General features: G+C 64.4%; 15 protein-coding genes. 13 read left to right on the top strand and 2 right to left on the bottom strand.

The window, feature by feature from the left end:
• Positions 1–4: 4 nt before the first annotated feature.
• Positions 5–778, bottom strand: coding sequence for an exodeoxyribonuclease III (gene xth, locus G4223_RS07570; protein WP_163677257.1), 774 nt, complete (start codon positions 776–778; stop codon positions 5–7).
• Positions 779–867: 89 nt separating this feature from the next.
• On the opposite strand from xth, the gene G4223_RS07565 reads away from it, so the two are divergent.
• Positions 868–1539: a hypothetical protein gene (locus tag G4223_RS07565; protein WP_163677254.1), complete on the top strand. Its 672-nt coding sequence runs from the start codon at positions 868–870 to the stop codon at positions 1537–1539.
• 3 nt (positions 1540–1542) lie between these two features.
• Here G4223_RS07565 and erpA read toward each other — a convergent pair whose 3' ends face one another.
• Positions 1543–1896, bottom strand: coding sequence for an iron-sulfur cluster insertion protein ErpA (gene erpA, locus G4223_RS07560; RefSeq protein ID WP_163677251.1), 354 nt, complete (start codon positions 1894–1896; stop codon positions 1543–1545).
• 177 nt (positions 1897–2073) lie between these two features.
• Here erpA and G4223_RS07555 point away from each other — a divergent pair, with 177 nt between their 5' ends.
• The 12 genes from G4223_RS07555 to surE all read left to right on the top strand — a co-directional run bounded on the left by G4223_RS07555 (position 2074) and on the right by surE (position 12816).
• Positions 2074–3276, top strand: coding sequence for a deoxyguanosinetriphosphate triphosphohydrolase (locus G4223_RS07555; RefSeq protein WP_163677248.1), 1203 nt, complete (start codon positions 2074–2076; stop codon positions 3274–3276).
• A complete protein-coding gene (argS, locus tag G4223_RS07550) occupies positions 3273–5024 on the top strand; it encodes an arginine--tRNA ligase (RefSeq protein ID WP_163677245.1) in 1752 nt (583 codons plus the stop codon). The genes G4223_RS07555 and argS overlap by 4 nt, the downstream gene beginning before the upstream one ends.
• A gap of 1 nt (position 5025) precedes the next feature.
• Positions 5026–5991 (top strand): SPOR domain-containing protein, encoded by a 966-nt coding sequence (locus G4223_RS07545; protein WP_163677242.1) that lies wholly within the window; start codon positions 5026–5028, stop codon positions 5989–5991.
• Positions 5978–7000, top strand: coding sequence for a beta-N-acetylhexosaminidase (nagZ, locus tag G4223_RS07540; protein WP_241004003.1), 1023 nt, complete (start codon positions 5978–5980; stop codon positions 6998–7000). The genes G4223_RS07545 and nagZ overlap by 14 nt, the downstream gene beginning before the upstream one ends.
• Entirely contained in the window at positions 6997–7683 is a 687-nt protein-coding gene (locus G4223_RS07535; protein WP_163677239.1) for a site-2 protease family protein, read from the top strand. Before nagZ ends, G4223_RS07535 begins: the two co-directional genes overlap by 4 nt.
• Positions 7683–8468, top strand: coding sequence for a segregation and condensation protein A (locus G4223_RS07530; RefSeq protein WP_163677236.1), 786 nt, complete (start codon positions 7683–7685; stop codon positions 8466–8468). The genes G4223_RS07535 and G4223_RS07530 overlap by 1 nt, the downstream gene beginning before the upstream one ends.
• Positions 8465–9115 (top strand): SMC-Scp complex subunit ScpB, encoded by a 651-nt coding sequence (gene scpB, locus G4223_RS07525; RefSeq protein WP_163677233.1) that lies wholly within the window; start codon positions 8465–8467, stop codon positions 9113–9115. Before G4223_RS07530 ends, scpB begins: the two co-directional genes overlap by 4 nt.
• Before the next feature lie 99 nt (positions 9116–9214).
• Entirely contained in the window at positions 9215–9430 is a 216-nt protein-coding gene (locus G4223_RS07520; protein ID WP_163677231.1) for a twin-arginine translocase TatA/TatE family subunit, read from the top strand.
• 45 nt (positions 9431–9475) lie between these two features.
• A complete protein-coding gene (gene tatB, locus G4223_RS07515; RefSeq protein WP_163677228.1) occupies positions 9476–9883 on the top strand; it encodes a Sec-independent protein translocase protein TatB in 408 nt (135 codons plus the stop codon).
• 36 nt (positions 9884–9919) lie between these two features.
• Positions 9920–10717, top strand: a complete 798-nt coding sequence (tatC, locus tag G4223_RS07510; RefSeq protein ID WP_163677226.1) for a twin-arginine translocase subunit TatC — start codon at positions 9920–9922, stop codon at positions 10715–10717.
• Positions 10718–10765: 48 nt separating this feature from the next.
• Positions 10766–12028, top strand: coding sequence for a serine--tRNA ligase (gene serS, locus G4223_RS07505; RefSeq protein WP_163677223.1), 1263 nt, complete (start codon positions 10766–10768; stop codon positions 12026–12028).
• Positions 12028–12816, top strand: a complete 789-nt coding sequence (surE, locus tag G4223_RS07500) for a 5'/3'-nucleotidase SurE (RefSeq protein ID WP_163677220.1) — start codon at positions 12028–12030, stop codon at positions 12814–12816. Before serS ends, surE begins: the two co-directional genes overlap by 1 nt.
• Positions 12817–12822 lie beyond the last annotated feature (6 nt).

Below are 12822 nucleotides of genomic sequence, written 5' to 3'. Positions count from 1 at the left end.
GTTGTTAGCTCAGTTCCACCCAGATCGGCGTATGGTCGGAAGCCTTTTCACGGCTGCGCGGCTCTTTGTCGATGTCGCAGGCAACCAAACGATCGGCGGCTTGTGGCGACAACAACAGGTGGTCGATGCGCAATCCCTGACCACGTTGCCAGGCACCGCCCTGGTAATCCCAAAAGGTATAGCGGCCCGGTTCCGGGTGCAGGGCCCGGAACGCCTCCGTCAACCCAAGGTGACAGAGCTCGCGGAACAGGGCGCGGCTTTCCGGGCGGCACAAGGCGTCGTTTTGCCAGTTGACGGGGTCGTAGACGTCGGCGTCGGTGGGGCAGACATTGTAGTCGCCGCCCAGGACGAACGGCGTTTGCGTCGCCAGAAGCGTGCGGGCATGGTCAATCAACCGGCGCATCCAGCGCAACTTGTAATCGAACTTCTCGCCGGGCGCGGGGTTGCCGTTGGGCAGGTAAAGCGAGGCGACACGGATGCCGCCAATGGTGGCTTCGATGTAGCGGGCCTGTTCGTCGCCCTCGGATTCGGCACCGGGCAGACCGCGTCGCACGTCTTCGATGGCCGCGCGCGACAAGATGGCGACGCCGTTATAGCTTTTCTGGCCGTGCACGGCGACGTGATACCCGGCGGCTTCCAATTCCAATGCCGGGAACTGTTCGTCCTGGCATTTGATTTCCTGCAACAGCACCACGTCGGGAGCGGCGCTGCCCAGCCATTCCAACAGGTTGGGCAGGCGGGCGCGCACGGAATTGACGTTGAAGGTGGCGATTCTCACCGGTGCTTCCTCTCGCGGGTTGGCCGGATGGTTGCGGGTCCGGCGGAAAAACGACAAGATCGCTTTGGCTTCGTGGGTAAGGGGCGACCGTGGCGCAGCATAGCATATCCGCCGTTGTCTTGGGGGGCGCCCTGATCCTGGCGACAATGGTGCCGGCCGTTGCCGCAACCTGTCCGGGGGCCGATCCGCCCAAGGTCCGGGTGGTTTCCGACCTGCCACCTCCCAACATCCGCCACGCATTGACCCGGCCGCGAATCGGTGCCTTGGGCGGCAACGGGCACATGACCTCGGACCGCCGTCATGCCGGCCTGACCCAGGCCAAGACCCATTTCACCGTTCGCCCAACCCTGGCTTTCGCCAAATTGTCGGACGGCACCATCTGCGCCAAGGTGCGCGACGTCGAGGCCAAGTGGGAGATGACCATGCTACAGGTGGATGTGGCGGTGGAATATGGCAAGGGGTCGTGCCCCTATACCGAGATTCTACGCCACGAAAACGAGCATGTGTCGATCGCCCAACGTAACTTTCGCGAGGCGGAACAAAGCCTGAAACGTGACCTTACGGCCCTGGCGGCACGGGTCCGGCCTTTTGCGGTGTCGCGTAACGACATGCAAAGGGCGGCCAAGGAGATGGCCGAGCGGTTCATGGCGGCGGCCGAGCCGGCCTTGGAAAAATACCGGCGCGACACCCGACGCGCCAACGCCGCCATCGATACGCCGGAAAGCTATCGGGCGGTGTCGGCGCGCTGCAAGGACTGGTGACGGTCAGACCGAGAAACTGGAGCCGCAGCCGCAGGTCGAGGTGGCGTTGGGATTGCGGAACTGGAAGGACGCTCCCATCAAATCCTCGACGAAATCGACCTCGGTTCCGGCCAGAAGGTCCAGCGAGGTCTGATCGACCACTACCTTGGTGCCGTGCTGTTCGGTGACGACGTCGTCCTCGTTGATCTGGTCGTCCAGCGTGATGCCGTATTGAAAGCCCGAACAGCCGCCGCCGGAAACCGACAGCCGCAGCATCAGGTTGGGCTTGCCTTCCATCTTGATCAGGGTCTGCACCCGTTGGGAGGCGCTGGGGGTGATGACGACGCGGGTTTCGGTCGCGGCTGCCGTTTCGGCCATGGGAACTCCATCGAATGGGGGCGAGGCGGAATTGTCTTGAACCATAGCAAACTCCATCGGCCCCGGAATAGAAAAGTCAGGCTTGTTGCCCTTTAACTGGGGATCGTTCCCGTTCTTGTCCAGTGCCGGCCGGGGTGCGAGGTTGCGTTCGTGCCCGCCCGCTTGTAGTGTCCGCACATGACCGCGACGCCGCTTGCCCGTTCTGCCGTTCTTGCACCTTATGCCTGTCGGCCCGAGGAATCGCGCGGCCGTTTGTATCCCGAACCGGAAAGCCTGACCCGCACCCCGTTCCAGCGCGACCGCGACCGCATCATCCATTGCGCGGCGTTCCGCCGGCTTCAGTACAAGACCCAGGTCTTCGTCTACCACGAAGGCGACAATTTCCGTACCCGGCTGACCCATTCGCTTGAGGTGTCGCAGATCGCGCGCTCTGTCGCCCGTGTGTTGGGGCTGGACGAGGACATGGCCGAATCCCTGGCGCTGGCCCACGATCTGGGGCACACGCCGTTCGGACACGCCGGCGAAGACGCGCTTCAGGAGGTGGCCGGCGCCTATGGTGGTTTCGACCACAACGCTCAGTCGCTTCGGGTTGTGACCAAGCTGGAAAAGCGTTACGTCGCCTTCGACGGCCTCAACCTGACCTGGGAGACGCTGGAGGGGCTGGTCAAGCATAACGGCCCGCTGGTCGGGTCGCAGGCGGTGAAGAAAGACTGGCTGGTGCCTGGGGCGATCACCGAATACGTCGCCCGCCACGACCTGGAACTGGATACTTTCGCCAGCGCCGAGGCCCAGGTGGCGGCGCTGGCGGATGATGTCGCCTACAACAACCATGACATCGAGGACGGCTTGCGCGCCGGGCTGTTCACCCTGGACGACCTCAAGGACGTGCCCCTGGTCGGGCCGGTGTTGTTCGAGGTGGCGCGTGATCATCCCGGCATCGACCGCAGCGTCCAGATTCACGAAACGGTACGCCGCATGATCGGCCTGATGATCGGCGACATGATCGAGGAGACGCGGCGCCGGTTGGCCGATTTCCGCCCGAAAAGCGCCGACGACGTGCGGCGGTTGGGACAGCCCCTGGTGGCGTTCTCGGACGGCATGAAGGCCAATGACCGCGCGCTCAAGGAATTCCTGTTCCCCAACATGTACCGTCATTTCCTGGTCAACCGCATGACGTCCAAGGCGCGGCGGGTGGTCAAGGACCTGTTTACCCTGTTACACGCCGAACCCGGCTGCTTGCCGCCCGATTGGCGGCGGCAGTGCGATGGCGCCGGAACCCCCAAGACCGCCCGCGTGGTGGCCGATTACATTGCCGGGATGACCGATCGCTTTGCGTTGGACGAATACCGGCGACTTTTTGACATGCAAGAGAAACCATGAACCTTTTCAAATACTTCAAGAGTGAAATTGATGTTGCGTTGGACCGTCTGGTGGCCAATGGCACCCTGCCTCAGGGGATCGACACCAGCAAGGTGACGGCCGAGCCCCCGCGTGAGGCGGCCCATGGCGACGTCGCCACCAATGCCGCCATGGTGCTGTCCAAGGCGGCCGGCAAGAAGCCGCGTGACATCGCCGACGCCCTGGCCGGGGAACTGGCCAAGCATCCGGCGGTGACCGCAGTCGAGGTGGCCGGCCCCGGTTTCCTCAACATGCGTCTGGCCGATTCTTTCTGGTACGAGCGCTTGGCCGAGATTTTGGCGGCTGGCATCGCCTATGGCGACGGCGAGGCCAAGAACCGCCGCGTCAACGTGGAATACGTGTCGGCCAATCCCACCGGCCCCATGCATATCGGCCACGCGCGCGGCGCCGTGGTGGGCGACGCCCTGGCTTTGTTGCTGGCCAAGGCCGGGTTCGACGTGACCCGCGAATACTACATCAACGACGCCGGCGCCCAAGTGGACGTTCTGGCCCGGTCCGCCCACATTCGCTATCGCGAGGCGCTGGGGGAAGTGGTCGGCGATATCCCTGAGGGACTTTATCCCGGTGAATACCTGAAGCCGGTGGGTGAGGCGCTGGCCAAGCAATTCGGCGACCTTTACAAGACTGCGCCCGAATCCGAATGGCTGGTGCCGTTCCGTCAACATGCGGTTGACGCCATGATGGCGATGATCCGCGAAGACCTTGCGGCGCTGGGTGTCCGGCACGACGTCTTCACCTCGGAGCGCGCCCTGGTCGAGGCGGGCAAGGTGGATGCCGCCCTCAAGTTCCTGGAAGACCGCGATCAGGTGTATGTCGGCGTTCTGGAGCCGCCCAAGGGCAAGACCCCCGACGATTGGGAACCGCGTCCCCAGGTGCTGTTCCGGGCCACCCGTTTCGGTGACGACGTGGATCGCCCGCTCAAGAAGTCGGATGGCAGCTACACCTATTTCGCTTCCGACATCGCTTATCACTACGACAAGTTCCTGCGCGGCTGTCCCGAGATGATCGACGTCATGGGGGCCGACCATGGCGGCTACGTCAAGCGCATGCAGGCGGCGGTCAAGGCCATCAGCGAAGGTGGCGGCGCCCTCGACGTCAAGCTGTGCCAGATGGTCAACCTGCTCAAGGGCGGGCAGCCCTACAAGATGAGCAAACGCGCGGGAACCTTCGTCACCTTGCGCGATCTGGTGGATTCCGTCGGCAAGGACGTGGTCCGTTTCATCATGCTGACCCGCAAGAACGACGCGCAGTTGGATTTCGACCTGGACAAGGTTCTGGAACAATCGCGCGACAACCCGGTGTTTTATGTCCAGTACGCCCACGCCCGCTGCCATTCGGTGCTACGTCACGCCACCGAGATGTGGCCCGGCCTGGACGTGTCGGGCCCGGCGCTGGCGGCGGTGCCGCTGGCTCGCTTGACCGATCCGGCCGAGCTTGGTTTGATCAAGCTGCTGGCCGGCTGGCCGCGTCTGGTGGAAAGTGCCGCCGAGTCCCACGAACCCCATCGTGTCGCTTTCTACCTGTTCGACGTGGCTGCCGGTTTCCACGGCCTGTGGAACAAGGGCAAGGATGACACCAGCCTGCGCTTCCTTCAGGAGGGTGACCGCGAGGTGTCGCTGGCTCGCTTGGGCCTGTTGCGCGCGGTGGCCCAGGTAATCGCCTCGGGCCTGGGTATCTTCGGCGTCGAGCCCAAGGAGGAGATGCGCTGACATGGCAGGCAGTCCCAACGACGATTTCGACCGCGACATTCTCGACATCATCCCCGAGCGGTTCGACGCCGACGCGGATTCGCGCCAAGCCCGTGCCGGCCACCGTTTGCGGTCCTATCTGACGCTGGGTGTCGCGGTAGTGGCGGTGGGCGCCATCGTCGCCGTGGGACTGCATTTCTTGGGCGGCAAGGACGGTGCCGGTCCCGGCATTCCGGTGATCAAGGCGGACGAGCGGCCGATCAAGATTCGCCCCGACGACCGAGGCGGCATGCAGGTTCCCAACCAGGACAAGCTGGTTTACGAACGTCTGGATCAGGCCGAGGGCGACGCCAAGGTGGAACGCCTTCTGCCGCCGCCGGAACAGCCGCAGGTGCCGGTCAAGGGCGGTGCTCAGCCAGACACCGTGGCGACGTCTTCCGCGCCAGAGGTCATGCGGCCCGGACAGCCGGTGGCGCCGCCGCGCCAGCCGCCGTCCGAGGTGCCGCGTCCATTGGCGGCCACTGCCCCACAGGAACCTGTCGCGGCCGCGCCGGTGGCACCACCGGCCACCGGTGGCTATGTGCCGACCCAGGCCCGCGCCCCCGCCGCCCCGGTTGCCGCCCCGGTTGCCGCCCCGCCGTCGGCAAAGCCCGTCGCTGCGCCGGTGGTGGCACCGGCTCCGGCTCCGGCCGTCGCACCGCCCGTTCCGGCTGCCGTGCCGGCCAAGGCGCCGCCGGCCAGTGGCGATTGGCTGATCCAGTTGGGGGCGCTTCGTTCCGCGCCCGACGCGGAAAAGGAATGGAACCGTATCCAACGCACCCATCACGATTTGCTGGGGGCCCTTAAATCCGACGTGGTCCGGGTGGAGCTGGGCGAAAAGGGGACGTTCTGGCGGTTGCGCGCCGGTCCGCTGTCGGAACAGGCCGCCCGGCAGATGTGCGCCGACCTGAAATCTCGTAACCAGGGATGTATCATTGCCCGCAAATGACCTGCCGCCCGCCGCCGCGATCATGGGCTGCGGCGGCCTGACGCTCAGCGACGACGAACGCCGGTTCTTCGAGACGCTCAATCCGCTTGGCTTCATCCTGTTCGCCCGCAACGTGGACAATCCCGACCAGGTTCGTGCCCTGGTGCGGTCCTTACGCGACTGTGTCGGCCGCGCCGACGCTCCCGTACTGATCGACCAGGAAGGTGGGCGGGTTCAGCGGCTTCGGCCGCCGCATTGGCGCAAGGCGCCGCCCGGCGAGCCTTTCGCCCGTCTGGCCGCGCGCGATCTGGATGCCGCGAAACGGGCGTTGCGCCTCAATTACCGGCTGATCGGCCGTGAGCTGGCCGATCTTGGCATCGACGTGGATTGCGCCCCGGTGCTGGACGTTCCGGTCCCCGGTGCCCACGACGTCATCGGCGACCGCGCCTTCGGTCACACCCCGGACATGGTCGCCGCCTTGGGCCGCGCCGTGTGCGACGGTCTTTTGGACGAAGGGGTGTTGCCGGTGGTCAAGCACATTCCCGGTCATGGCCGTTCCATGGTGGACAGCCATCTCGACCTGCCGGTGGTCGAAGCCAGCCGTGCCGAGTTGGAAGCCCAGGACTTCCCGCCGTTCCGCGCCCTGGCCGACGCCCCTTGGGCGATGACCGCGCATGTGGTGTACAAAGCCATCGACGACCGGGCGCCGGCCACCACCTCGGTCCGGGTGATCGAGGAAGTCATCCGGGGCTGCATCGGCTTCAGCGGAGTTCTGGTTTCCGACGACCTGTCCATGAAGGCGTTGGGCGGACGGTTCGAAGACCGGACCCGCGCCGCGCTGGACGCCGGTTGCGACTTGGTGCTTCACTGCAATGGCGACATGGCCGAGATGCAGGCGGTAGCCGCCGCGTTGCGGCCGTTGAGCGATCTGGCGCGCGAGCGTCTGGTGGTGGCGGCGCGGCAAAAGCGTGCCCCTCAGCCGTTCGACCTTGCCGCCGCCGTGAACCAGGTTGACGGGATGCTGGCATGATCGATCTTGGCGGCTTGTTTCAGCAAATCTCGGTGATGGCGTTACCCCTGGTGTTCGCAATCACCCTGCACGAAGCCGCCCACGGTTATGTCGCGAACACCTTGGGGGACGACACCGCCAAACGGTTGGGACGGTTGTCGCTCAACCCCTTGCGGCACATCGACCCGTTCGGCACCCTGATCCTTCCGGCCATGCTGATGGTGATGGGCAATTTCCTGTTCGGTTGGGCCAAGCCGGTTCCGGTCAACGTCTCGCGCCTGCGTTCGCCGCGTTGGGGGATGGTGGCGGTGGCCGCCGCCGGCCCCATGGCCAACATCGTGATGGCGGCGCTTGCCATTCTGGCGATCCGTTACGTCACCCTTTTGCCCCATGCGGTGGTGGACTGGGCGCGACTGAATTTCGCCAACGCCATCTATATCAACCTGTTGCTGGCGGTGTTCAACATGCTGCCGATTCCGCCGCTGGACGGTGGCCGCGTGTTGGTGGGGGTCTTGCCGCGTCCTCTGGCCATGCAGGTGGCCCGGCTGGAAAATTACGGCGTACTGATCCTGTTGGGCGTGCTGGTGGTGTTGCCGTTGCTGGGGCAAGCGGTCGGCGTGGCGTTCGACCCCTTCGACATGGTCATCCAACCGGCGATGAACCTGCTGCTCGAAGGCTTGATCGCGGTGTTCGGGGACGTTTGATGTTCCAGGAAGACGAAGAGGGCGACGGCCGGGCCGAGGGCGAGCGGCTTTTGCTTGACCTTGATGGTTTCGAGGGGCCGCTTGACGTGCTGTTGTCGCTGGCCCGTGACCAGAAGGTTGACCTTGCCAAGATTTCCATCCTACGGCTGGCCGACCAATATCTGGTGTTCGTGCAGAGGGTGCGTCAAAAGCACCTGGATTTGGCCGCTGAATATCTGGTGATGGCGGCTTGGTTGGCCTATCTCAAGTCGCGCCTGTTGCTGCCCGAGCCGGAACCGGTGGAGGAGGGGCTGCCCTCGGCCGCCGAGATGGCGGAAATCCTGGCTTTTCGCCTGCGCCGCCTTGAGGCCATGCAGAAAGCGGGCACCCAGGTGATGACGCGCGCCCAGTTGGGGCGCGACTTCTTCGGCCGAGGTGCCCCGGATTCCGTGTCGGTGGTGACCCATTCGATCTTTGACGTGCAATTGTTCGATCTGCTCAAGGCCTATGCCGACCATGTGGTTCGCACTTCGGTTCGCACGCTGACCATCGAGGCCCCCGACCTTTATTCGGTCGAGGACGCCTTGAAACGGCTGGAGAACCTGTTGGGGCGCATGCCCGATTGGTCGGTACTGTCGTCCTATCTGCCCCAACTCGCCGGTGATGCCCTCAAGATGAAGTCGGCGGTGGCTTCGACCTTCATCGCCGCGTTGGAACTGGCCAAGCAGGGGCGGTTGCAACTGCGTCAGGACGGCGGTCCCTATAGTCCCATCTACGTCAAGGCCCAGGGAGGGGACAGGGCATGAACGTCGAGATGGAGCATTTGCGACTGATCGAGGCGATCTTGTTCGCTTCGGCCGAGCCCTTGGACGAACGCGCCTTGGCCGAACGCTTGCCCGAGGGCGTGGCGGTGGCCGACGTGTTGGCCGAGCTTCAGGCTCAATACGCGCCGCGCGGCGTCAACCTGATGCGGCGTGAGGGGAAATGGGCTTTTCGCACCGCCACCGATCTGGCCGGGCAACTGATGATCGAACAGACCCAGACCCGGCGTCTGTCGCGTGCCGCCATCGAGGTCTTGGCGATCATCGCCTACAACCAGCCCATCACCCGCGCCGAGATCGAGGAAGTGCGCGGTGTCGCGCTCAGCAAGGGGACGTTGGACCTGTTGTTCGAGGCGGGGTGGATCCGGCCCAAGGGGCGGCGGCGGACGCCGGGCCGTCCCTTGCAATGGGCGACGTCCGATGGATTTCTGGACCATTTCGGCCTGGAAAGCCTTGAGGATTTGCCCAACCTCAAGGAACTCAAGGCGGCGGGGTTGTTGGATACCCGTCCGGCGGCCGATGCCTATGGCAACCGCGCGGTGGAAGGCGACGCTCCGGTCGACACGCTGGACGACGATGAACCAGAGGTCGAACCGCTGGATGACGACATGTTGTTGGGCCTGACCGAGTAAAAATGTTCCCGCACCAGGGCGGTTGCGGTGCCTTCGCTTCTCTGCGATGATCCGCGCCCGACCCGTTTCCAGCAACGCAAAGAGCAGGAGTAACGCTCTATGGGTGGTTTCAGCATTTGGCACTGGCTGATCGTTCTGGTCATCGTGCTGTTGCTGTTCGGCGCCGGCAAGATTCCGGCGTTGATGGGCGACATGGCCAAGGGCGTCAAAGCCTTCAAGAAGGGTCTGTCCGACGAGGACGAGGCGGCAAAGCCGCAGCAGATCGACGCTCAGGACGCCGCCAAGACGGCGGACAAGGATACCGTCAAGCACTGACGCCGTTCACGGTGAACGCGACGGCGACAGGGAGTTTTCGCGCCTATGTTCGACATCGGCTGGGATGAGATGGCGTTGGTGGCCGTGGTGGCGTTGATCGTCATCGGCCCCAAGGACCTTCCCGCCGTGCTGCGTCAGGTCGGTCGCTGGACCCGCAAGGCCCGCGATCTGGCTGGCGAGTTCCAGCGCGGCGTTGACGAGATGGTGCGCGAAAGCGAGCTTGCCGACATCAAGACGCAGGTGGAGAAGGCGACCGATCCCAACCTGTTGCGGCGCGAGGTCGAAAAGACCGTCGATCCCACCGGCGACATCGCCCGCAGCCTGGAACCGCCGACGATGCCGGCCGAGTCCCCGGTCAAGGTCGAGCCTGTGTCCCAGCCCGAGTTGTCGACACCGGCGGAATTGCCCGCCGACGCGCCTTTCGAGGCGCCGCGCAAGCCGCCGGAGCCTTGAGGAATCATGGTGAGCGGTCCCAATAGCGACAAAACCATGCCCCTGCTCGAACATCTGGTCGAGTTGCGCAGCCGGCTTTTGTGGTCCATGCTGGCTTTCATCGTCGCGTTCGCGGCGTGTTTCTATTTCGCCGGCGACATCTACAGCTTTTTGCTTGAGCCTTACGCCAAGGTCGCCCTGGCCAAGGGCGGCATGCGCCGGCTGATCTACACCGCGCCGACCGAGGCGTTCTTCACCTATGTCAAGGTCGCGGCCTTCACCGCCGCCGTGGTGTGCTTTCCGGTCTGGGCCGGCCAATTGTGGGCCTTTGTCGCCCCCGGTCTCTACAAGCACGAGAAACAGGCCTTCGCGCCGTTCCTGGTGGCGACGCCGGTGCTGTTCACCGCTGGCGCGGCCCTGGTCTATTATCTCGTTCTGCCCATGGTTTACACCTACCTTCTGGGCTTCGAGCGGCTGATGCCGGCCACCGACGAACTGGCCATCCAGCTTGAAGCCAAGGTCAGCGAGTCGCTGTCGTTGGTAATGACGCTGGTGTTCGCCTTTGGTCTGGCTTTCCAGATGCCGGTATTGCTGACTCTTCTGGCCCGTGTCGGTCTGGTGACCGCCAAGGGATTGGGGGAAAAACGCCGCTATGCCATCGTCGGCGTGTTCGTGTTCGCCGCGATCGTCACGCCGCCCGATGTGGTCAGCCAGTTGTCGTTGGCGGTGCCCATGGTGCTTTTGTACGAAGTGTCGATCCTGGCGGCCCGCATGGCCGAGCGCAAGCGAGCCGCGGAAGCGCAGGATGACGAGGACGAAGAGCCGGTGGCCGACGAAACTGACTTCAATTCCTGAAGCCCACGGCCTATAAGCCATACCACCCATTGTTCCGACAGGTTTGCCATGCACGATCTCAAGTGGATTCGCGAAAACCCCGCCGCGTTCGACGCCGGATTGGCCCGCAAGGGGCTTGAACCGCGCTCCGCCGAGATTTTGGCGCTGGATGCCGAACGCCGTTCGGTCCAGACCCGTGTCCAGGAGATGCAGGCCCGCCGCAACGAGGCGTCGAAGCAGATCGGCATGCTGAAAAAGCAAGGCCAGGACGCTTCGGCGGTGATGGAGGAAGTGGCCAAGCTCAAGGACGACGTGCCGGCGCTCGAGGTCAAGGACCGCGAGTTGGGCGAACAGCTTGACGCCATCCTGGCCAGCCTGCCGAACCTGCCGGCCGCCGACGTTCCCGATGGCCCGGACGAGGACCATAACGTCGAATTGCGCAAATGGGGCACGCCTCGCATGTTCGATTTCGAACCCAAGGAGCACGATTTCTTGGGTACCGCCCTGGGGCTGATGGATTTCGACGGTGCCGCCAAGCTGTCAGGCGCGCGTTTCGTGGTGCTCAAGGGCAAGCTGGCGCGGCTGGAACGCGCTCTGGCCCAGTTCATGTTGGACACCCAGACCGAGGAACACGGCTACACCGAGGTCAACCCGCCGACCCTGGTCAAGGATTCCGCCCTGTTCGGCACCGGCCAGTTGCCCAAGTTTGGCGAGGATCTGTTCAAGACCAGCACCGGACATTGGCTGATTCCCACGGCCGAGGTACCGCTGACCAATCTGGTGGGCGATTCCATCGTTGACGAGGCGGCGCTGCCCATCCGCATGACGGCGCTGACGCCGTGCTATCGCTCGGAAGCGGGCGCGGCGGGCAAGGATACCCGCGGCATGATCCGCCAGCACCAGTTCTGGAAGGTCGAGATGGTGTCCATTACCCATCCCGACCGTTCGGAAGAAGAACACGAGCGGATGACCAAATGCGCCGAGACCATCCTGCAACGTCTGGGCCTGCCGTACCGGGTCATCGTGCTGTGCACCGGCGACATGGGCTTCTCGTCGCAGAAGACCTATGACATCGAGGTTTGGCTGCCCGGTCAGGATCGCTATCGCGAGATTTCGTCCTGTTCCAATTGCGGCGACTTCCAGGCCCGACGCATGAAGGCGCGGTTCAAGTCGGACAAGGGCAACCGTCTGGTCCATACCCTGAACGGTTCCGGGCTGGCGGTCGGCCGGACCCTGGTGGCGGTACTGGAGAACTACCAACAGGCCGATGGTTCCATCGTCGTGCCCGAAGTGCTGCGCGGTTACATGGGCGGGTTGGACGTCATCCGCTGATGTTCGCGCCCATTCCCGATCTTGCCGACGCCCGCATCCTGATCTCGAACGACGACGGCATCCAGGCGCCCGGCATCAAGGTGTTGGAAAAAGTGGCGCGCAGCCTTTGCAAGGACGTGTGGGTGGTGGCACCGGAAACCGAACAATCGGCGGCCGGCCATTCCCTGACCATCCGCCGGCCCCTGCGGGTGCGGCAGGTGTCGCGTCGGCGCTATGGGGTTGACGGCACGCCCACCGATTCCGTGTTGCTGGGTGTCAACCACGTCTTGCGCGACAACAAGCCGACCCTGGTGTTGTCGGGTGTCAACCGTGGCGGCAACCTGGGCGAGGACGTGACCTATTCCGGGACCGTGGCGGCGGCCATGGAAGCGACCATCCTGGGCCTGCCGGCCATCGCCTTTTCCCAGTATTACGGCCCTGACCATCCGGTGCGGTGGTCCACCGCCGAACATTGGGCACCCGAGATCATCCGTCGTGTCACCAGCGTCGGCTGGGGTCGTAACGTACTGATCAATGTCAACTTTCCCGACGTCGCGGCGGACAAGGTGACGGGAATCGAGGTGACGTGCCAGGGCAAGCGCAAGATCGGCGACAAGTTGGAGGAACGGCTCGACCCCCGTGGCGAGCCCTATATTTGGGTGGGTGCCCAACGGGCCGAGGACCGGTCGGTCAAGGGTACCGACATCGAGGCGGTGGCGCGCGGCGCGGTGTCGGTGACGCCGCTTTGCGTCGACCTGACCGACCACGAAACCATGACGACGCTGGCGGGCGTGTTTTCCGGCATGTAAACGGGC

The sequence above is a fragment of the Magnetospirillum aberrantis SpK genome (assembly GCF_011022235.1).
Taxonomy (GTDB): domain Bacteria; phylum Pseudomonadota; class Alphaproteobacteria; order Rhodospirillales; family Magnetospirillaceae; genus Magnetospirillum; species Magnetospirillum aberrantis.
Note: the sequence above shows the minus strand (reverse complement) of the source record. Positions and strands in the feature narration are given on the sequence as shown.

What these genes read in the sequence shown, in the direction of transcription:
- erpA (WP_163677251.1), bottom strand. Translation starts at nt 1,896, where the DNA reads ATGGCCGAAACGGCAGCCGCGACCGAAACCCGCGTCGTCATCACCCCC.
- G4223_RS07555 (WP_163677248.1), top strand. Translation starts at nt 2,074, where the DNA reads ATGACCGCGACGCCGCTTGCCCGTTCTGCCGTTCTTGCACCTTATGCC.
- argS (WP_163677245.1), top strand. Translation starts at nt 3,273, where the DNA reads ATGAACCTTTTCAAATACTTCAAGAGTGAAATTGATGTTGCGTTGGAC.
- G4223_RS07545 (WP_163677242.1), top strand. Translation starts at nt 5,026, where the DNA reads ATGGCAGGCAGTCCCAACGACGATTTCGACCGCGACATTCTCGACATC.
- G4223_RS07535 (WP_163677239.1), top strand. Translation starts at nt 6,997, where the DNA reads ATGATCGATCTTGGCGGCTTGTTTCAGCAAATCTCGGTGATGGCGTTA.
- G4223_RS07530 (WP_163677236.1), top strand. Translation starts at nt 7,683, where the DNA reads ATGTTCCAGGAAGACGAAGAGGGCGACGGCCGGGCCGAGGGCGAGCGG.
- scpB (WP_163677233.1), top strand. Translation starts at nt 8,465, where the DNA reads ATGAACGTCGAGATGGAGCATTTGCGACTGATCGAGGCGATCTTGTTC.
- G4223_RS07520 (WP_163677231.1), top strand. Translation starts at nt 9,215, where the DNA reads ATGGGTGGTTTCAGCATTTGGCACTGGCTGATCGTTCTGGTCATCGTG.
- tatB (WP_163677228.1), top strand. Translation starts at nt 9,476, where the DNA reads ATGTTCGACATCGGCTGGGATGAGATGGCGTTGGTGGCCGTGGTGGCG.
- tatC (WP_163677226.1), top strand. Translation starts at nt 9,920, where the DNA reads ATGCCCCTGCTCGAACATCTGGTCGAGTTGCGCAGCCGGCTTTTGTGG.
- serS (WP_163677223.1), top strand. Translation starts at nt 10,766, where the DNA reads ATGCACGATCTCAAGTGGATTCGCGAAAACCCCGCCGCGTTCGACGCC.
- surE (WP_163677220.1), top strand. Translation starts at nt 12,028, where the DNA reads ATGTTCGCGCCCATTCCCGATCTTGCCGACGCCCGCATCCTGATCTCG.